Here is an 18,447-nt window from a genome sequence, read left to right as displayed (position 1 = left end):
GTTACTAATGCAAAAAAGAGCATACCCACTCAGGGGTATGCTCTTTGCCTTATTGTCAGTCAACAATTTTTTAGTTTCTTGGCAATGCTTCTTTCACTACCATCTGGCGGCCTACATATTCTGCTCCATTCAGTTTGTTGATTGCTTGTTGGGCTTCAGCAGCTTCGGGCATCTCTACGAAGGCAAAACCTTTTGATCTGTTTGTATTACGGTCCATAATCAGTTTTACTGACTCTACTGTTCCATACTCTTCCATTACTTGTCTCAAATCTGATTCCCTAACGTTGTAGCTAAGGTTTCCAATGTACATATTCATAAAATACAAAAATAAAAAATTAATAATTCAATAAAGGAGTCTTAGGAAGTTGTAGTCAGAAATGAAAATTCTCAATGTGGTTAATCGAGGAGAAACATAATGAAAAGCAGATCGTAATAAACCTCTTATTGTTTTGTTGATGCAAAGTAACGGCTTTTATTTGGTATATGCACTATACTTTATCGTTTATCTGCCGTATAATATCCTTTTTTGTGAAATAAGACCAAGACTTAACAATTGGAAGGGAATAGAAGGGGAGGATAGGGTATAAAAAAAGTCTGGTGTGCTTATATGCACGTCAGACTTTCAATTCTCTCGAGTGTTGTACTGAAAATTATTCAGCTACAACAGCTGCGCTATCTACTGCTACAGTGTCAGCTGCTGCGGCTGCTGCTGCGGCTTCAGCTGCTGCTGCTTCTACAGCTGCGATTGAGTCAGCGATACGGATAGAATCTGCAGTTGCTTGTTCAGCGTTAGCTGCTTTGTTGCCACAAGATGCGAAAGATACTGCTACGATAGCTGCAGCCATCAAAACTAATTTTTTCATTTTCTTTACTTTTAAAACGTAATACAATCAATTGCTTTATTAAAACGTTGCAAAGGTATGTACTTTTTGAATATGTTGTTCTCGAAACCCCAACTTTTTTTATATTTTTTTTGGAGCTTCGGCTGTTTTTACCCCTATCTATATGTTTTACAACATATTAATCTTCGGCAATGCTGTTGTATAAGTATCTCTTGATACTTCTTTTGGGCGTTTTCTCAAATTCTGTTGGATAAAGTTGGATTTGGCTTACTTTTTCATAGGCTGCCACACTATTATTCAGATTTTTGAGATTCTCATCCATAATGGTTTTGAGGTTGTCCGGCTGGTTCAACCCTAAAGAATCCAAGGCTTCATAGTCGGCATAAACCAGCGCTACCAGTCTTTTATTCCGTTCGATGACAAGACTTTCCAGGACGAAAGGCATGTTGTTGAGCCGTGCTTCTATCTCTTCGGGGAGGATATTCTGTCCACTGGAACTGAGAATCATGGTCTTGCTGCGTCCGCGTATGTATAGGTTGTTGTCGTCGTCCAGTGTACCCAAGTCGCCGGTGCGAAGCCATCCGTCTTCGGTGAAGACTTCTTTGGTGGCTTCGGGGTTTTTGTAATAACCCGTCATCACGTTCTCGCCACGTACTTGTATTTCGCCGAGTTTGTCGTCCGGGTTTTCCTTGCAGATACGGGCTTCCATGATGTCGAGTACCCGTCCGGAGGAAGTCGGGACGAATTCATTCCAGGGAGCATAGCTGATGAGAGGGGCACATTCAGTCATGCCGTAGCCGATGGTGAAGGGGAACTTGATGCGGTGGAAGAATTCTTCCACTTCCGGGTTCATGGCTGCGCCTCCTATGATGACTTCCTTGAAACGTCCGCCCAGTGCGTCAATCAGTTTCTTGCGGATTTGCCCGTATATCTGTCCGTCGAGCAAGGGAATGCTGAGCGCCCATTTCATGGTCTTTTTGTTGATGATGGGCTGTATGACATTCTTGTATATCTTTTCAATGACAAGGGGGACGGTGATAATCAGGTTGGGTTTCACTTCCTCGAAAGCTTTCATCAGAATCTTTGGGGAAGGCACTTTTCCCAACAGTGTGACGTGTGTGCCGACGGCCGTGGCGGTAAGGAAATCGAATGCGCAGCCGTATGCATGTGCCAAAGGCAGGAAAGAGAGCACTTTGTCCCCTTTCTTCAGCAGCTCGGTACGTATGCCGAAGGTGACGTTGCCGGCCAGGTTGTTTCCCGTCAGCATGACGCCCTTACTGAATCCGGTGGTGCCCGAGGTATAATTCAGCAGCATGACCTTGTCGTTGGAAAGGTCCGTGTAAACGATGTCTTCCTTGCGGAACCCGTTCGGGTAGGTCGCTTCCATCTCATCGCCCAGATGCTTGAGGAAACGCTGGATGGTTTCGCCGTCCCGCTGATACAGACAGCGGAAGTCGCTCAGCGAGAACACACCGCGAAGTCCAGTAAGCCGTTCTTCTTCCAGATGTTCCCAAATGGCATCGCTGGTGAAGAGGAACGTTGATTCGGAGTGGTTTACGATATGATGGACATCATTGGGGTTGAAGTCTTGCAGAATGGGGACTACGATACCACCGTAGGTGATGGTGGCCATATAGGCGATGCACCAGCGGGCATTGTTCTTGCCGATGACGGCTATCTTGTCGCCGCGGCGCAGTTGGCAGTACTTGAAAATAAGATGCAGTCTGGCTATTTCTTGTGCCACTTCGCCATAAGTATAGCTCTCGTTTTCTCCATAGTTGGTATAGCAGGGGAGGTCCCAATTCTCGCGGAAACTATGCTCGTATAGTTTGATAAAGTTCTCTTGTATCATTGCACAAATTTTAGTTGAGTGTGCAAAAGTAGGAAAAATAGATTAATAATGTATATATTTGCAGCATAAATGTGTTTATAAGCTCATGATAGATACCAATATATTTCAAGATAAGACGGCGGTTTACTATACGTTGGGGTGCAAACTGAACTTCTCGGAGACCTCTACTATCGGTAAAATTTTGCGGGAAGCGGGCGTACGTACGGCGCGCAAGGGTGAGAAAGCGGATATTTGTGTAGTGAATACCTGCTCGGTGACGGAAGTGGCAGACAAGAAGTGCCGCCAGGCCATCCACAAACTGGTGAAGCAACATCCGGGTGCATTTGTCGTGGTGACCGGTTGCTATGCCCAGTTGAAACCGGAGACGGTGGCAAAGATAGAAGGTGTGGACGTCGTGCTGGGAGCCGAGCAGAAGAAGGACCTGCTCCACTACCTGGGCAATCTACAGAAGCACGAGACCGGCGAGGCCTACACTTCCGCTTTGAAGGATATACGTTCGTTTGCTCCGTCTTGTTCGCGTGGCGACCGGACCCGTTTCTTCCTGAAAGTGCAGGACGGCTGCGATTATTATTGTTCCTATTGCACCATTCCCTTTGCCCGCGGACGTAGCCGTAACGGCAGCATTGCTTCTATGGTGGAGCAGGCCAGCCAGGCGGCTGCCGAAGGTGGAAAGGAAATTGTATTGACCGGTGTCAATATCGGAGACTTCGGCAAGTCTACCGGTGAGACTTTCTTCGATTTGGTGAAGGCGCTGGACGAGGTGGAAGGCATTGAGCGTTACCGCATATCCTCCATCGAGCCGAATCTGCTGACAGATGAAATCATAGAATACGTGTCCCGTTCCCGGCGTTTCATGCCTCATTTCCATATACCGCTGCAGTCGGGCAGTGACGAGGTGCTGAAGCTGATGCGACGCCGTTACGATACCGCCTTGTTTGCCTCGAAGATAAAGAAGATAAAGGAAGTGATGCCCGATTCCTTTATAGGGGTAGACGTGATTGTGGGTACCCGTGGAGAGACGGAGGAGTATTTCGGGCAGGCTTATGAGTTTATCAAGAGCCTGGACGTGACGCAGCTCCATGTCTTCAGCTATTCGGAGCGTCCCGGCACGCAGGCCTTGAAGATAGACCACGTGGTGGCACCCGAAGAAAAGCACCGCAGGAGCCAGCAATTGCTGGAGCTTTCGGACGAAAAGACCCGTGCTTTTTATGCGCGCCATATCGGGCAGACGATGCCGGTGTTGCTGGAACGTCCCAAACCCGGACTGCCGATGCACGGCTTCACTCCCAATTATATCCGTGTGGAAGTCCCTCATGATGCTGCCTTGGACAACCAGCTCGTGTCTGTGCGCCTGGGCGATTTCAATGCCGACGGCACTGCACTCTTGGGAGCAATAGAATGAGGAATGCCGCCTTTGCAACAAATAACTCATAACTTATAACTCATAACTGACGAAGTGAAATCAAAAATTGTCTATTGGCTGACTTATGCGGGCATGTGGCTTGTGGCACTTCTGCCTTTCCGGGCGCTTTATGTGTTGTCCGACGGGCTGTACTTCCTGATGCGCCACGTCGTGCATTATCGGAAGAAAGTCGTTCGCCGCAACCTTCGCAATTCCTTTCCGGAGAAGTCGGAAACCGAATTGATGGAGATAGAGCGCAAGTTCTACCATTATATCTGCGACTATATGCTGGAAGAGGTGAAGATGCTGCGCATGTCTTTCGAGGAGCTCTGCCGCCGGATGAAGTATGATAATAAGGAAGAATACCTTGCCATGATAGAGAAGCATGGAGGCATTGTACTGTTGATTCCCCATTATGCCAATTTTGAGTGGATTATAGGCATGGGGGCCATCATGCATCCGGGCGACATCCCGGTGCAGGTGTACAAACCGCTAAGCAATAAGTATCTGGACGAGATGTTTAAGCATATCCGCGCCCGGTTCGGAGGATACAATGTGGCGAAACATTCCACGGCACGCGAAGTGATAAAGCTTCGCCGTGAAGGCAGGCGGATAGCCATCGGCCTGATTACAGACCAGTCGCCCAACCGCAGCGAGGCCCATTATTGGACCACTTTCTTGAATCAGGACACCGTGTTCATGGATGGCGCCGAGCGCATTGCCAAGCTGATGGACTTCCCCGTCTTTTATTGTGAATTGGAACGGACATCCAGGGGATATTGCAAAGTGCTCTTCGATTTGGTTACCGAAACTCCCAAGCAGACGGCGGATGGCGAGATAACCGAGTGCTTCGCCCGTCGTCTGGAGCAGACCATCCGGCGCGAACCGGCTTATTGGTTCTGGTCTCATAAACGCTGGAAAAATAAACGAAAAGAATCTGTGCAACATGGATAAGATTGCTGTTGTCATATTGAATTGGAACGGATGTGATATGCTCCGTTCCTTCCTTCCCTCTGTTGTGCGTTTTTCGGAGGCGGATGGTGCTGTGGTGTATGTGGCGGACAATGGCTCTACGGATGCTTCCGTGGCAATGCTCCGTCGCGAGTTTCCTTCTGTGCACTTGATTCTGCTGGAAGAGAACCACGGTTTTGCCGACGGATACAATCTAGCATTGAAGCAGGTGGAGGCAGAATATGTAGTGCTGCTCAATTCCGATGTAGAGGTCACCGAGCACTGGCTTGTCCCGTTGGCAGAGTATATGGATGCCTATCCGGAGACGGCCGCTTGCCAGCCGAAGATACGCAGTTGGCGTAACAAGGGGCAGTTTGAGTATGCCGGAGCTGCGGGAGGTTTCATCGACCGCTATGGCTATCCCTTCTGCCGCGGCCGTATTATGGGCGTGGTAGAAGAGGACAAGGGGCAATACGACACGGTGATACCCATTTTCTGGGCTACGGGGGCGGCTCTGTTCATCCGTCTGGCAGACTACCGGGAAGCGGGTGGGCTGGACGGACGTTTTTTTGCCCACATGGAGGAGATAGATTTATGTTGGCGGCTTCGTGCCCGTGGCAGACAGTTGGCATGTATACCGCAGAGTGTGGTATTTCATGTGGGAGGGGCCACTTTGAAGAAGGAGAATCCGCGCAAGACCTTCCTCAATTTTCGTAATAACCTTGTCATGCTTTATAAGAATCTGCCGCAGGAGGACTTGGCGTCCGTGATGCGTGTACGTGCGGTGCTCGATTATGTGGCTGCGTTCAGTTTCATGCTGAAAGGCCAGTTACCCAATGCTTTGGCCGTATTCCGTGCGCGCCGTGCCTACCACTCCCTCCGCACTTCATTAGCAGCGTCCCGCAAAGAGAATCTGAAAAAAACTACGCTTGCCGTAATACCGGAACGGACAAAAAACAGTATATTGGCGCAGTTTTATCTGCATGGAAAGAAATTCTTTTCCCAATTGTAGGAACTGTTGCCTTTTATAATTGTTCAATCTATTAAAGGTTTTGAATTATGGAAAAACTAGTTAGAAAAATCGGATTAGTGGCACACGACGCCATGAAGAAAGACCTCATCGAGTGGGTACTGTGGAACTCGGAATTGCTGATGGGGCATAAATTCTATTGTACGGGCACCACGGGTACCCTTATCCTCGAAGCCCTCCGGGAGAAACATCCTGATGTGGAGTGGGATTTCACTATCCTTAAATCCGGTCCTTTGGGCGGTGACCAGCAGATGGGCTCGCGCATTGTGGACGGAGAGATTGACTATCTTTTCTTTTTCACCGACCCGATGACCCTTCAGCCGCACGATACGGATGTGAAGGCGTTGACCCGCCTTGCCGGTGTGGAGAACATCGTGTTCTGCTGTAACCGCAGTACGGCAGACCATATCATTTCCAGCCCGTTGTTTGTCGACCCGACGTATGAACGCACTGTTCCCGATTACAGCAACTACACCAAGCGGTTTGCAAATAAGCCGGTGGTGGCCGAAGCGGTGGAATCGGCAAAGAAGCGGAAACGGAAAAAATAAGGATGAAACTCGGTTCTACTGGGCATTCTTAATCTATCGCTACCCTTCGTTCATGGACAGCCCACACTGGTGCGATAACCCACCCTTGCCGTTTGAAGTCATAGAGTTGCACAATAATGGTGTTGGTGAATCTGCCCATTCTATGTCGTTGAGGTATTGGTAGGGGAAGCGGAACTCTGTGAGGTTTATTTTCAATAGTTCATTCCTTCTGAAGTCTGCATAGTTGTATGGGTTTGTAAAGTCGTAAGGGGTGGGCAGGTAGAGGGCATTTCTCCAATGAAACTCGGAGCTGTATTTGATAGCAAGCGGCCGGTAGCAGGAAGAGAGCGACGATGGGGAGTAATGCCAGTCGTCGTATAGCGTTTCTCATTGACTTTTTGTTGATGATGGGGCAAAGGTACGGAATATTGGTATCAATGGTTGTATTCTACGGCAGAAAAGTTGCTGCATGCTCACTGCAGAACTTCTGTATACATTTTGCAGTGCTACTGCATATCTGTTGCAGCGTCACTGCAAAGCTGTTGCAGTACTACTGCAAATATATGTGCAGTGTTACTGCAAACCGTTTGCAGCGCCACTGCAAAAAGCATGCAGTGTCTTTGCAGTGGGAAGTGTCTGTGTATCAATAGTGAATGGGGTGATTCGGCAATCTGTCATTCTCCGCGGCGTTGGCATATTTCCACTCCTGCAGCCTCTATATCCGCGCCCATCGGTGGATTGCGCTTTGCCAGCTTGAGGGTTATTTCCTCTATCTGTGGGAAGTCGTGGAACAATCGGTTTATAATTCGCCCGCATACATGTTCCAATAGTTTGGAAGGAATGTCCATCTCTGCCTTCACAGCTGTATGTACATCGGCATAGCTCACGGTGTCGGCTACGTCGTCCGTTTCTGCCGCACGCCGGATATCAACTTGCAGGCGCAGGCTGACGGTAAACTCATTGCCTACCACGGTTTCTTGTTCACCCACGCCGTGATGGGCGAAGAAGCGAAGCGTGTCAAGGAAAATATAACTGGTCATTACTTGTAGATTGTTTTCTGCAAACTTACTGATATTTTGTGGTACGGGCAAATCAGTATCCGGTTATTACGATTCAGGTTGCGGATTGTATTCTGTAAAATATAAAAATAGCGCGAAATTGTTTTTTATAGAATACAATTATGTGAGGGTCGGAATAAACTTATCGAACTATTTTAGGCACGGAATTATACGAGTTATCACGGTTGCTTTCAATATTATCCGTGATTGTCCATGTAATCCGTGCCTAAAATAATACTTTGCTAAGAATCCTTTCTTATCTTCCGGTGCTTTCTATCATGCACCTTATTTTCTCGTTCAAGCTTTCTGCCTTCATCAGTTGTTCCAGTGTCAGGTGCATGCGCCAGCGCCAGTAGTGCCGCGGGTTGGCAGGAATATTGATGCGTTCTTCCTGCACGTTCGGGTTGCGCCATTTGCCGTCCATGGACATCCAGTCTTGCAGGGAGAGGATGCAGAGGATGGAGTTGCTATGGAGGTGATTGCGAACCACTTCTTCGCAGAGCTCCGGCGTGGCCGTTGCCGGTGCGGCACCGTAGTGCCCGAGCATGGTGTTGTAGTAACGCTGCGTCTGTTGGAAGTCTTCTTCCCACCAGCCGCGCAGGGTAGACATGTCGTGCGTGGAGATGGTGCAGACCGAACGGTATGGATACCAGTCTGTGTGGCCGAATTCTTGTTTCGGGTCTTTCGGCATACGTTGTATCTCCAGGGAAAGGATACGCAGGTCGTTCATCACCCATGCCACGCAATCGGGAATCATGCCTAAGTCCTCACCGCATACCAGCATGCGCGTGGACTGTGTCAGTTGCGGCAGTTTCTTCATGGCTTGCTGTCCCCAGAAGTCGTTGTGGCGGTGATAGTAGTACTGGTCATACAGCCGGTTGAAGGCAGCCTTTTCCCAATCGTTCAGTGCGCGGTAGATGTAGTCGTGCTGCACGCCGATGCGCGGATGGTATTCGTGCGGATTGTTGCGGTCGGGCACGAACAGCACATCGCTGATAAGGGCGTAAAGCCCGTCACGAATCCAGATGCTGTCATCGTCCGTTTTTCCGGCAAAGTAGGCTTCCACCTTGCGCTGGGTGTCGAACTCGGGACGCATGCGGTAAACCTCCCACGTGTCTGTCGGCTCTATGAAGGTCTGCTTCACATAGTCTGTATGCGGGCCGAAGATTTGTCCGAGGAAGTACTCATGGATATAGGGCTTCAGGAAGAAGTCTTCGCGGAATGCCAGCCCGTAGCTTTCTATCTCCTCGCGCGTCATGGGCAGGGCGGGGACGAATTGTCCCAACAGCCCGTGTACGGCGTGCATCGGTATCTCCCAAATGCGGAAGAAGCCGAGGATGTGGTCTATGCGGTAGGCATCGAAGTATTCTGCCATTTTGTGGAAACGTTTCATCCACCAGGCATAACCGTCTTTTTCCATGACATCCCAGTTGTAGGTGGGGAGGCCCCAGTTCTGTCCGTTCACGGAGAAGTCGTCGGGCGGTGCACCGGCTTGGCCGTTCAGGTTGAAGTAGTGGGGTTCCTTCCAGGCTTCCACACTGTTGCGGCTGATGCCGATGGGGATGTCGCCTTTCAGCACTACGCCGTTGGCGCGCGCATGTTCGGTGGCGGCAAGCAGTTGCAGGTGCAGATTGAACTGGATGTAGTAGTAGATGGCAATATGCGGATAGTCGGCAGAGTCCGGCCGGCACAATGTCTCTATCTCCTTGGCATCGTAGGTGGCATACTTGGGCCACTCGCGGAAATTCGGGGTCTTGTAGGCATCACGCAGGTAGCTGAAGACGGCATATGGCTGCAACCATTCCTTGTTGGCTTCGTAGAAATTACGGAAAGCATCCGATGCCAGCACCTTTTCCCCTTCCTGCTTGAAGATGAGGTGGAAGTATTCCCACTTTGTCTTGTTCACAGCTTCGTAGTCCACGGCGGGCAGGGCATTCAGTTCCTTCTGGCGTTTGTTGAATTCGGCCATCACCTTCTTGTCCTTCAAGCTGCCCAACTGCTTCAGGTCGGCGTACATGGGATGGAAGGCATAGATGGAGATGCTACTGTAAGGGTAGGAGTCTGTCCAGGTATGCGTCATGGTAGTGTCGTTGATGGGCAGAATCTGCACCGCCTTCTGATTGGTGGCAACTGCCCAGTCAATCATGCGCTTCAAGTCGCCGAAATCGCCTACACCGAAGCTTTTCTCGGAGCGCAGGGAGAATACGGGTACGGCTACTCCGGAACCTTTCCATGCAGGAAGATTGAAGTATACATAACGGTCGCCGACAGCCAGCGTTTCGTTGGCGGCTATCTGCGGGTCGGCCATATAGCGGTTGGGATTGTTCTCCCAGGCCACGGCACGGCGCTCTTTCTTGTTGTAAAGGACGAATTTATACTCCAGCGGGAAGCTGATTTTGCCGGCATCCACTTCTACCTGCCATTCGGGGAAGTCGATGTCGCTCATAAGGGCAGCTTTGTCCGGGTTCCAGTCACCCAGCGCCTTCTGGTTTCCGCAGAGTGCCAGGCAATGGTCACTGTCTATGCAGGGGGCGTACGCCTTTATCAGCAACCCCTTTTTGTAGCTTTTCGGGGCGGCACTGCGTTCGCGATGCGCCAGCAGGGATTCTGTGAAAGCGGATGTATAAAAATACTGCTGCTCGGGCAGATTCTTCCAACAATCTTCTATGCGGTAAACTTTCTTCGGATTGTCTGCAACGTGCAGGATGCGTGGCAGGCTGTTCCACTCTGTCCGTATGGTTCTGCCATCTCGATAGATGTGGTAACTGTATTCGACGCTTCCATTACCGGGAATCTGGATATCCACTTCCGCGGTCCAGTGAATGCCGTCTACAGTGTGCAGGGGGGTGGCTTTGTTGGGCTGGTTGTTGCCAAGTTCCGGGATGGAACCCAGGACTCTGACTTCTTCACCCCAGCTGGTGCGATACTCGATATTGAATATTAGTGTCATATTATATTAGATTTAGAAATAGCAATAGCTGCAATGATTATGCAAGTATAGAAATTATTCCTCATAATCATGCAGCTACCGTTATCTAAGTCATTTAAATTCCTATGCAAACGTTTGTGCTTGCCGTGGGATTATCCACAGCGAGAAGCTCCGCACGTCTTGCAGATGAGGCAACCTTCTTGGTAAACCAGTGTTTCGTTACCGCAGTTGGGGCATTTCTTGCCTTTGGCTTCCGTGCCGTCCTGGATGTATTTCTTCAGGGCGCGTTCCACACCGTTCTTCCAGGTGTTGATGTTTTCGCTGTCCAGTTGCAGTGAACCTACCAGCTTGATGACCTGCTCGATAGGCATGCGGTAGCGCAATACACCGGAAATCAGCTTGGCATAGTTCCAATACTCTTTGTTGAACTTCTCGGACAGACCCTCGATGGTGACTTTGTATCCGCGCTTGTTCTCGAACTGGAAGTCGTAACGCTTGTTTCCGTGCTCATCCACATTCTTGATGATGTGGCCCGACACCACATTCTTCGGCAGGATGATGCCTTCATCATCATCCAGCACACCGGTGAATATTTCGTAGGGATGATTGTCCAGCAAGCCGACGAATGCCACCCATTTCTCCTTGTTGTTCTGGAAGCGGACAACGTCTGCATCCAATATTCTAGGACGTGTTTCAACGACCGTAGGCGGTTTGCACGGGGGAAGTTCGGACTTCTTGTCACTCTTGGTAGAGATGAGCACGCCGGAACGCGAACCGTCGCGGTAAACCGTACAGCCCTTGCAGCCGGATTTCCATGCTTCTACATACAGACGGTTCACGAGGTCTTCGTCTACGTCGTTCGGCAGGTTGATGGTTACGCTGATAGAGTGATCCACCCATTTTTGGATACGTCCCTGCATCTTGACTTTCATCAGCCAGTCCACGTCGTTGGAGGTTGCTTTATAATAAGGTGATTTCTCTACCAGGGCATCCACTTCTTCCTGCGTGTAGCGTTTGGCGGGGTTGTATCCTTGTGCTTCCATCCAAGTCACGAACTTGGGGTGGAACACGATATATTCTTCAAAGGCATCTCCGGTTTCGTCGATGAAGTCCACATGGACGTTCGTATCGTTGGGATTCACTTTGCGGCGGCGCTTGTACACGGGCAGGAATACGGGCTCGATACCGGAGGTGGTTTGAGTCATCAGGCTGGTGGTGCCGGTTGGGGCGATGGTCAGACAGGCAATGTTGCGGCGTCCGTACTTCTTCATCTCCTCGTACATTTCCGGGTCAGCTTCACGCAGGCGGTTGATGAACGGGTTGTTCTTTTCGCGTTCTGTATCGTACACCTCGAATGCGCCGCGCTCTTTGGCCATTTCTATGGAGGAGCGATAGGCGTTGAGTGCCACCGTCTTGTGTACTTGCTCCGAGAATTCGGTTGCCTCTTCAGTGCCATAACGCAATCCCAGGGCGGCAAGCATGTCGCCTTCTGCCGTGATGCCTACACCGGTACGGCGGCCTTGGGCGCTTTTCTTGTAAATCTTCTGCCACAAAACGCGTTCTGTATGTTTCACGTCTTCACTTTCGGGGTCGGCATCTATCTTGCTCATGATGCGTTCTATCTTTTCCAGCTCAAGGTCGATGATGTCGTCCATGATGCGTTGGGCCAAAGCTACATGCTTCTTGAATAGCTCAAAGTCAAAGTAGGCGTCCGGCTTGAACGGATTGACCACGTATGAGTAAAGGTTGATGGCGAGCAGACGGCAGGAGTCGTACGGGCACAGTGGAATTTCGCCGCATGGATTGGTGGATACGGTACGGTAGCCCAGGTCTGCATAGCAGTCGGGCACGGATTCCTTTAATATGGTATCCCAGAACAATACACCGGGTTCTGCCGATTTCCATGCATTGTGCACAATCTTTTTCCATAATGCGGATGCGTCAATGTCTTTTTGAAATGCCGGCTCTGTGGCGTCAATCGGATATTGCTGTGTATATGGTTTGCCTTCGATGGCGGCCTGCATGAAGTCGTCGGTCAGTTTTACGGAAACGTTGGCTCCGGTCACTTTGCCCTCAGTCATCTTGGCATCGATGAAGGCTTCCGAGTCGGGGTGTTTGATGGATACGCTGAGCATCAGTGCGCCGCGGCGTCCATCTTGAGCTACTTCGCGTGTAGAGTTTGAATAGCGTTCCATGAAGGGAACCAAGCCGGTGGAGGTCAGTGCCGAGTTCTTTACCGGTGAACCTTTCGGACGGATATGGGATAAGTCGTGTCCCACGCCGCCACGGCGTTTCATCAGCTGTACTTGTTCTTCGTCTATCTTGAAGATGGCACCATAAGAATCCGCTTCGCCGTCCACACCGATAACAAAGCAGTTGGACAGAGAGGCTACCTGATAGTTGTTTCCGATTCCGGTCATCGGGCTTCCTTGCGGAACAATGTACTTGAAGTGGTCGAGTAAGCCGAAAAGTTCCTCTGAACTTAATGGATTGGGGTACTTGGCCTCAATGCGGGCTACCTCATTGGCTATTCGCCAATGCATGTCTTCCGGAGACTTTTCGTAAATATTTCCGAAAGAATCTTTGACTGCATATTTGTTTACCCAAACTCTGGCAGCCAACTCGTCGCCTTGGAAGTATTTTAAAGATTCTCCGTAGGCTTCGTCATAAGAATAATTTTTCTTTTCCACAATGTTGTATCTCTTAGGATTAGTTACAAATAAGTAAAGTTGTAGAAGTTGTACTTATCGTTAACAAATGCATTTGCAAAGCTATGAATGTTTTTCAACTTGGCAAAATTAAAATGAATGTTTTTATCAACCGATGTATAGTTTTCTATTGATTGCTATTAATTTATTGGTTTATAATGTTTTAATGATTTGAGTAAACGAATAAGTTTTCCAAAATGGAATTTATTAACAACTTGTTGGGCTGAAAGGTTCTCGGTTTAGTCGAACATAAGGTTACTTTTATCTGCTCGTAGAGATAATAATTGTTCATTTCTTGTTGAAAAGATGTATTTTATTCCGGATATATGATGATAAAAAAAGTGTGAACTCTTGAATGAATTGTTCGTGGATTACATTATCTTTGCAAAAAAAGAAAGAATGGAAAGCTTGAAACAAAGGAGAACAATCCGAAAATACCAGCAGAAGGATATTTCTGCTGATTTGTTAAATGATTTGCTTGAAACCTCTTTCCGGGCTTCTACAGTCGGGAACATGCAGGTTTATAGTGTGATTGTGACGCGTGATGCAGAGCGTAAAGCCAAACTGGCGCCTGCACATTTCAATCAGCCGATGGTTCGGACGGCGCCGGTAGTGCTTACTTTCTGCATAGATTTGCGCCGCTTCAGCAAGTGGTGTGAGCAACGTAAGGCTGAGCCGGGATACAACAACTTTGAGTGGTTTGTGACGGGGGCTGTCGATACCTTGCTGGTGGCACAGACTTTTTGTGTGGCTGCCGAGGAGAAGGGGTTGGGCATTTGCTATCTGGGAACTACCACTTACAACCCTCAGATGATTGTCGAAGCGTTGGAGTTACCGGAATTGGTGTTTCCCATCACGACAGTCACAGTGGGATGGCCTGCCGAACAGCCGGAACAAGTGGACCGTTTGCCGCTGGAGGCCATTGTACACGAAGAGGTTTATCATGATTATACTCCTCAGGACATTGACCGGTTGTATGCCTATAAAGAATCGCTTCCTGAGAACAAGCAGTTCATCTTGGAGAACAATAAGGAAACGCTGGCGCAGGTCTTTACAGATGTGCGTTATACGAAGAAAGACAGTGAGGCAATGTCGGAGAATCTTTGGAAGATAATGAAAAAGCAGGGATTTTGAAAATTAAGGATTAGGGATAAGGGATAAGGGGTTAAGCTAATGCATACTTAGCTGCATTTAATCCCTTATCCTTTATTCTTATCCTTTTTTCAGTGCGGCTTGAATCTCGTCGATTTCCGCACGGAATGATTTGTCCACCTCTTTCAGTTCTTTGATGGTTTTACATGCATGCAATACGGTGGCATGGTCTTTATGTCCAATTAGCGCACCGATTTTTGCAGTAGAGAAGTCTGTATGGTTTTTGGCTAAATACATGGCTATTTGTCGTGCTTGCACCACTTCCCGCTTTCTGGATTTTGTGTGGATGGTGGCAGTTTCCAATCCGAAGTGCTTGCATACGGTGTTGATGATTTCATCGACAGTCACTGCCTTGCTTTCGCTGTTCACTACCTTGCGGACGATACGTTGCGTCAGTTCCAGGTCTATTTCTTTATTGTATATGGTGGAATGCGCCATAATGGAAATGACGATGCCCTCCAGGTCACGTACACTGTCGCCCACGTTCTCTGCAATATAGTCAATCACTTCCTGGGGGAACTGCAGGCCGTCACGGTGTATCTTGTTGCGCAGAATGTTCTTGCGGAGTTCTACGGTAGGTTTCTCCAGCTCAGCCACCATTCCCCATTTAAAACGTGTAATCAGACGCTCTTCCATGCCCTGCAGCAATACCGGTGCACGGTCGGAGGTAAGGATAAGTTGCTTGCCGTTCTGATGCAGATGGTTGAAGATATGGAAGAATGTATTCTGCGTCTTGGTCACGCCGGCAAATTCCTGAATATCATCAATGATTAGAATATCAATGGTCTGGTAGAAGTTGATGAAGTCGTTAGTCGTATTGTTACGTACGGAATCGGTGTATTGCACTTGGAATAGGTGTGCAGATACATACAATACCCTTTTCTCCGGGTATAGTTCCTTGATTTTGGTTCCGATAGCATTGGCAAGATGGGTTTTGCCTACACCTGATGCTCCGTATAGGAACAGCGGATTGAAGATTGTTTTAGCCGGATTGAGAGCGACAGCTTCTGCAACGCTGCGCGACAGCTTGTTGCTGTAACCTTCGATGAAGGTTTCAAAGTTGTATTCTGGATTAAGGTGCGGGTCAAGTTCGGGGACGGGAATCTGCGGAATCCTTTTGTCCATCACTTGTTTTTGCGGTATGATGGTGCGCTGTGTAGACTCCAGGTCGACGGTTTTCCGCGAGCTCTTGTCCACCATTACGTTGTACATCAATTTAGTTCCCTCACCAATGACCTTATAGAGAGTCTTGCGCAACAAATCAACAAATTTGTCCTCCAAAAACTCATAGAAGAACTGGCTGGGCACTTGTACGACCAGCGTTTTGTCTTCATATTTTAAAGGTATGATGGGAAGAAACCATGTTTTGTATGTCTGCTCCGGAACATTGTCTCTGATGATTTCAAGACAGCGGTTCCACAGCCCGACATGATCTATTTCACTCATAACGGCTATAAATACATTTATTAATTAAGCATAACTTCTACGATTGCAAAATTGGCAATCTTATTCGAGAAAAACAAATCCTTTTTTTCTTGCGTTTTTAGGGAAAGTAATAAGCTCTTTACTTTCAGCTACTTATCGGTTACTATGAGTATACTCCTTATATAAGGTGTCTTGCATTTATCTAATACTTTGTCATATAGTGGTTTATGTAGCTTTGCGTCTCTTGTTTTCCTTCTGTGCCCAGAGCAGGAAAAAGCCCTTTTTCGCTCCTTGTATAGAGCAAATGAGGGCTTTCCTTTTAATTCCTTTATAGACTTATTATTTAGACAAAATCTATATAACGTCCATCTTTTACTTATCTTTCTTGCCGAATAGGGAGAAATGGACGTATCGTTTCGGATGCGATTTCAAGTCTTCCAATAAACTTGCTGCGTTGGCAGTGGTGGCGTTCAGATTATTATATAGAGAAGGGTCGTTTAGCAAAAGTCCGACGGTATTGTCTTTCTGGTTCAATTTGTCTGTAATCATTTTTACATTGTTCAAAGTTGCGTCTACCTTTTGCATGGCGGCAGCATAATCTATCTCCTTTAAGTTGTTGGAAATGAGTGCAAAGTTGTCTCCAATGGTATTGAGCTTGCCGGTCAGTTGTGGAATATCATCCTTCATTAGAGTTTGCAATTGGCGGCTTGTGACGGCCATACTTGCTGTTAAATCTTGTACGTTATGCAAGGTTGCAGGGATGGCGGGGTCGGCTAGTATGACATTTAAGGATGCGAGGATGGAATCCAGCTTGGGCAGCATCTTCTCTACTTGCGGCATCATGGTGGCAACTTTTTCCATCATTCCGTTGTTCAGCACGCCGGGGATTGTGTCTCCAATCTGGTATTTCTCCCGTGGATTATTGGCAAGCAGCAGGTTCATCTTTACGCCGCCAAGCATTTCGGCTGCCAGTTCTGCCGTACTTCCTTTGGGAATGCGTAGCTCTGGGTCAACATCTATTTCGGCAACGACTTTGCCCGGTTGGGTATAGTCGTAGTACAAGTCGCGGACAATACCCACGCGGAAGCCGTCGGCAAAGACCGGGCTGGATTTTGTCAGTCCATTGACATTCTGGAATTTTACGTAGAAATAGCTGGAGGGCTTGAACATATTTATCCCTTTCAGGTAGTTGATGCCGTATACCAATATGCAAAGTGCAGCTATGCCTGCTATTCCTATTCTAACTTCTTTTGTAATATACTTCATGATGTATCTTTTGTTATTTATTTCTGTTCTTTTTAAATTCGCTGATGGCTGTGTTGACGTTTATCTTTTCTCCATTCTTGAACGCAATGATGAATGCGTCCTTGAATTTGTCCGTAATGCTACGTTTGCTGCGCAGCACCTTGTTGTAATCGGGTGATGCGCCGTACGTATATTTGTAGATTCCGCCTTCTTTATAATAATCCACGTCTTTCAGTCCTTTCAGTCTTTTGTCATTCTTGGCCAGAGGACGTGAAGAAGTGAGTATCTGTATCTTAAACACGATGCCGCTCTGTTCTGTTTGGGAAACGGCTGCATTTTCTGACCTTTGCGGGCGTTGGGCAGCTTGGTTACTCTCCGCTTGAGGTGCATTTTTCTTTTCCGGTGTCGCTGTAGCTGCGTTGCCTTCTTCTTGAACGGGCTCGGGTACATCCTCCGGAAGAATGGTATTGCTGCTTCCGTTCAACCGGATTTCCTGCTCGCGCTTATAGGTGAGGAAAGCGCGGAAGATACCGTTGGCAAGTGAGGTGGTTCCTGCTTCAGTGTTCAGGTACCGTTCCTCTTCCGGTGTGGAGATGAATCCGAGTTCCACCAGTATGCTTGGCATGGCACTGGCCTTCAATACCAGAAAACCTGCCTGGTGCACGCCCCGATCTGTACGTTTGCAGGTTTGGCGGAAATGCTTTTGTACGAGGGAGGCGAGGTGCACACTCTGTGACATGTATTTGTCTTGCATGAATTCGAAGATGATGTAGGACTCTGCCGAGTTGGGATTGAAGCCGGCATACCGCGTCTTGTAGTCGCTTTCGTAGAGGATAACGGCATTTTCGCGCTTGGCTACTTCCAGATTGGCATCCGATTTTGCCAGACCCAGTGTCCAGGTGGAGGCTCCTTTGGCCGTCCGGTTTTTGGCCAGGGCATTGGTATGTATGGAGATGAACAAATCAGCTTTGGCGTTATTGGCAATTTCAGCGCGCCGGTCCAGGGGGATGAATATGTCCCGGTCCCGCGTATAGATAACTTTTACATCAGGGCAGTTCTTCTTGATTTGTTTGCCAAGTTTGAGTGCTACATTCAGGTTGATATTCTTCTCTTTGGAAATTTTTCCCACTGCACCCGGGTCGTGTCCACCGTGTCCGGGGTCTATAACGACAACAAAGTCTTTCGCTTCAGCGCTGCTACTGCAAAAGGGGGAGATAAGCAGCCCTAAGCATATACTTATATATAATATGTATCGTCTGTATAGTTTCATATAATTGTAGCAAAGACAATGCTTCCTTTTCGCTTGGCAAATGTAGTGGAAATTTA

Annotated in this window: 14 protein-coding genes; 5 read left to right on the top strand and 9 right to left on the bottom strand. The window is 48.2% G+C overall.

The features are described from left to right. Window positions 1-70 precede the first annotated feature (70 nt). The 3 genes from DWZ67_RS02630 to DWZ67_RS02620 form a co-directional block, all read right to left on the bottom strand. The gene (locus tag DWZ67_RS02630) at window positions 71-316 is read right to left on the bottom strand and encodes an RNA recognition motif domain-containing protein (protein ID WP_005830186.1); all 246 of its coding nucleotides are present in this window, start codon (window positions 314-316) and stop codon (window positions 71-73) included. Window positions 317-650: 334 nt separating this feature from the next. After that, window positions 651-863 carry a hypothetical protein gene (locus DWZ67_RS02625; RefSeq protein ID WP_005833237.1) on the bottom strand — a complete coding sequence of 71 codons (213 nt, stop codon included), beginning with the start codon at window positions 861-863 and terminating at the stop codon, window positions 651-653. Between the two features lie 157 nt (window positions 864-1,020). Continuing rightward, on the bottom strand, window positions 1,021-2,694 hold the full coding sequence (locus DWZ67_RS02620; protein WP_120138084.1) for a long-chain fatty acid--CoA ligase: 1,674 nt from the start codon (window positions 2,692-2,694) through the stop codon (window positions 1,021-1,023). A gap of 85 nt (window positions 2,695-2,779) precedes the next feature. Here DWZ67_RS02620 and mtaB point away from each other — a divergent pair, with 85 nt between their 5' ends. The 4 genes from mtaB to DWZ67_RS02600 are packed head-to-tail and all read left to right on the top strand — an operon-like array spanning window position 2,780 to window position 6,625. Further along, on the top strand, window positions 2,780-4,096 hold the full coding sequence (gene mtaB, locus DWZ67_RS02615) for a tRNA (N(6)-L-threonylcarbamoyladenosine(37)-C(2))-methylthiotransferase MtaB (RefSeq protein WP_044469108.1): 1,317 nt from the start codon (window positions 2,780-2,782) through the stop codon (window positions 4,094-4,096). Between the two features lie 54 nt (window positions 4,097-4,150). Continuing rightward, the gene (locus tag DWZ67_RS02610; RefSeq protein WP_016273035.1) at window positions 4,151-5,050 is read left to right on the top strand and encodes a lysophospholipid acyltransferase family protein; all 900 of its coding nucleotides are present in this window, start codon (window positions 4,151-4,153) and stop codon (window positions 5,048-5,050) included. Further along, a complete protein-coding gene (locus DWZ67_RS02605; RefSeq protein ID WP_005830203.1) occupies window positions 5,043-6,059 on the top strand; it encodes a glycosyltransferase family 2 protein in 1,017 nt (338 codons plus the stop codon). Before DWZ67_RS02610 ends, DWZ67_RS02605 begins: the two co-directional genes overlap by 8 nt. Window positions 6,060-6,106: 47 nt before the next feature. Next, window positions 6,107-6,625, top strand: coding sequence for a methylglyoxal synthase (locus tag DWZ67_RS02600; RefSeq protein WP_005833226.1), 519 nt, complete (start codon window positions 6,107-6,109; stop codon window positions 6,623-6,625). Between the two features lie 653 nt (window positions 6,626-7,278). Here DWZ67_RS02600 and folB read toward each other — a convergent pair. From folB to DWZ67_RS02580, 3 genes are all read right to left on the bottom strand, one after another. After that, the gene (folB, locus tag DWZ67_RS02590; RefSeq protein ID WP_005830212.1) at window positions 7,279-7,644 is read right to left on the bottom strand and encodes a dihydroneopterin aldolase; all 366 of its coding nucleotides are present in this window, start codon (window positions 7,642-7,644) and stop codon (window positions 7,279-7,281) included. Window positions 7,645-7,918: 274 nt separating this feature from the next. Next, on the bottom strand, window positions 7,919-10,612 hold the full coding sequence (locus tag DWZ67_RS02585; RefSeq protein WP_009037932.1) for a 4-alpha-glucanotransferase: 2,694 nt from the start codon (window positions 10,610-10,612) through the stop codon (window positions 7,919-7,921). 131 nt (window positions 10,613-10,743) lie between these two features. Continuing rightward, entirely contained in the window at window positions 10,744-13,281 is a 2,538-nt protein-coding gene (locus DWZ67_RS02580) for an adenosylcobalamin-dependent ribonucleoside-diphosphate reductase (RefSeq protein ID WP_005827290.1), read from the bottom strand. Between the two features lie 417 nt (window positions 13,282-13,698). Here DWZ67_RS02580 and DWZ67_RS02575 point away from each other — a divergent pair, with 417 nt between their 5' ends. Continuing rightward, on the top strand, window positions 13,699-14,433 hold the full coding sequence (locus DWZ67_RS02575) for an NADPH-dependent oxidoreductase (RefSeq protein WP_044468986.1): 735 nt from the start codon (window positions 13,699-13,701) through the stop codon (window positions 14,431-14,433). Between the two features lie 78 nt (window positions 14,434-14,511). Here the strand turns inward: DWZ67_RS02575 and dnaA are convergent, their stop codons facing one another. From dnaA to DWZ67_RS02560, 3 genes are all read right to left on the bottom strand, one after another. Beyond that, on the bottom strand, window positions 14,512-15,897 hold the full coding sequence (gene dnaA / locus DWZ67_RS02570) for a chromosomal replication initiator protein DnaA (protein ID WP_005827286.1): 1,386 nt from the start codon (window positions 15,895-15,897) through the stop codon (window positions 14,512-14,514). 351 nt (window positions 15,898-16,248) lie between these two features. Then, the gene (locus tag DWZ67_RS02565; protein WP_005827282.1) at window positions 16,249-17,142 is read right to left on the bottom strand and encodes an MlaD family protein; all 894 of its coding nucleotides are present in this window, start codon (window positions 17,140-17,142) and stop codon (window positions 16,249-16,251) included. A 13-nt stretch (window positions 17,143-17,155) separates the two neighbouring features. Beyond that, entirely contained in the window at window positions 17,156-18,391 is a 1,236-nt protein-coding gene (locus DWZ67_RS02560; protein WP_120138082.1) for an N-acetylmuramoyl-L-alanine amidase, read from the bottom strand. Between the last annotated feature and the right edge of the window lie 56 nt (window positions 18,392-18,447).

Source organism: Bacteroides sp. AF34-31BH, from assembly GCF_003602795.1.
In the GTDB taxonomy this organism is placed as follows: Bacteria; Bacteroidota; Bacteroidia; order Bacteroidales; family Bacteroidaceae; genus Bacteroides; species Bacteroides uniformis.
The sequence above is the reverse complement of the archived record's forward strand: the minus strand, read 5'-3'. Positions and strand labels throughout refer to the sequence as shown.

Coding starts and splice junctions, on each gene's coding strand:
- DWZ67_RS02625 (WP_005833237.1), bottom strand. CDS start 863: ATGAAAAAATTAGTTTTGATGGCTGCAGCTATCGTAGCAGTATCTTTC.
- DWZ67_RS02575 (WP_044468986.1), top strand. CDS start 13,699: ATGGAAAGCTTGAAACAAAGGAGAACAATCCGAAAATACCAGCAGAAG.
- folB (WP_005830212.1), bottom strand. CDS start 7,644: ATGACCAGTTATATTTTCCTTGACACGCTTCGCTTCTTCGCCCATCAC.
- DWZ67_RS02600 (WP_005833226.1), top strand. CDS start 6,107: ATGGAAAAACTAGTTAGAAAAATCGGATTAGTGGCACACGACGCCATG.
- DWZ67_RS02565 (WP_005827282.1), bottom strand. CDS start 17,142: ATGAAGTATATTACAAAAGAAGTTAGAATAGGAATAGCAGGCATAGCT.
- DWZ67_RS02605 (WP_005830203.1), top strand. CDS start 5,043: ATGGATAAGATTGCTGTTGTCATATTGAATTGGAACGGATGTGATATG.
- DWZ67_RS02620 (WP_120138084.1), bottom strand. CDS start 2,694: ATGATACAAGAGAACTTTATCAAACTATACGAGCATAGTTTCCGCGAG.
- DWZ67_RS02585 (WP_009037932.1), bottom strand. CDS start 10,612: ATGACACTAATATTCAATATCGAGTATCGCACCAGCTGGGGTGAAGAA.
- dnaA (WP_005827286.1), bottom strand. CDS start 15,897: ATGAGTGAAATAGATCATGTCGGGCTGTGGAACCGCTGTCTTGAAATC.
- DWZ67_RS02630 (WP_005830186.1), bottom strand. CDS start 316: ATGAATATGTACATTGGAAACCTTAGCTACAACGTTAGGGAATCAGAT.
- mtaB (WP_044469108.1), top strand. CDS start 2,780: ATGATAGATACCAATATATTTCAAGATAAGACGGCGGTTTACTATACG.
- DWZ67_RS02560 (WP_120138082.1), bottom strand. CDS start 18,391: ATGAAACTATACAGACGATACATATTATATATAAGTATATGCTTAGGG.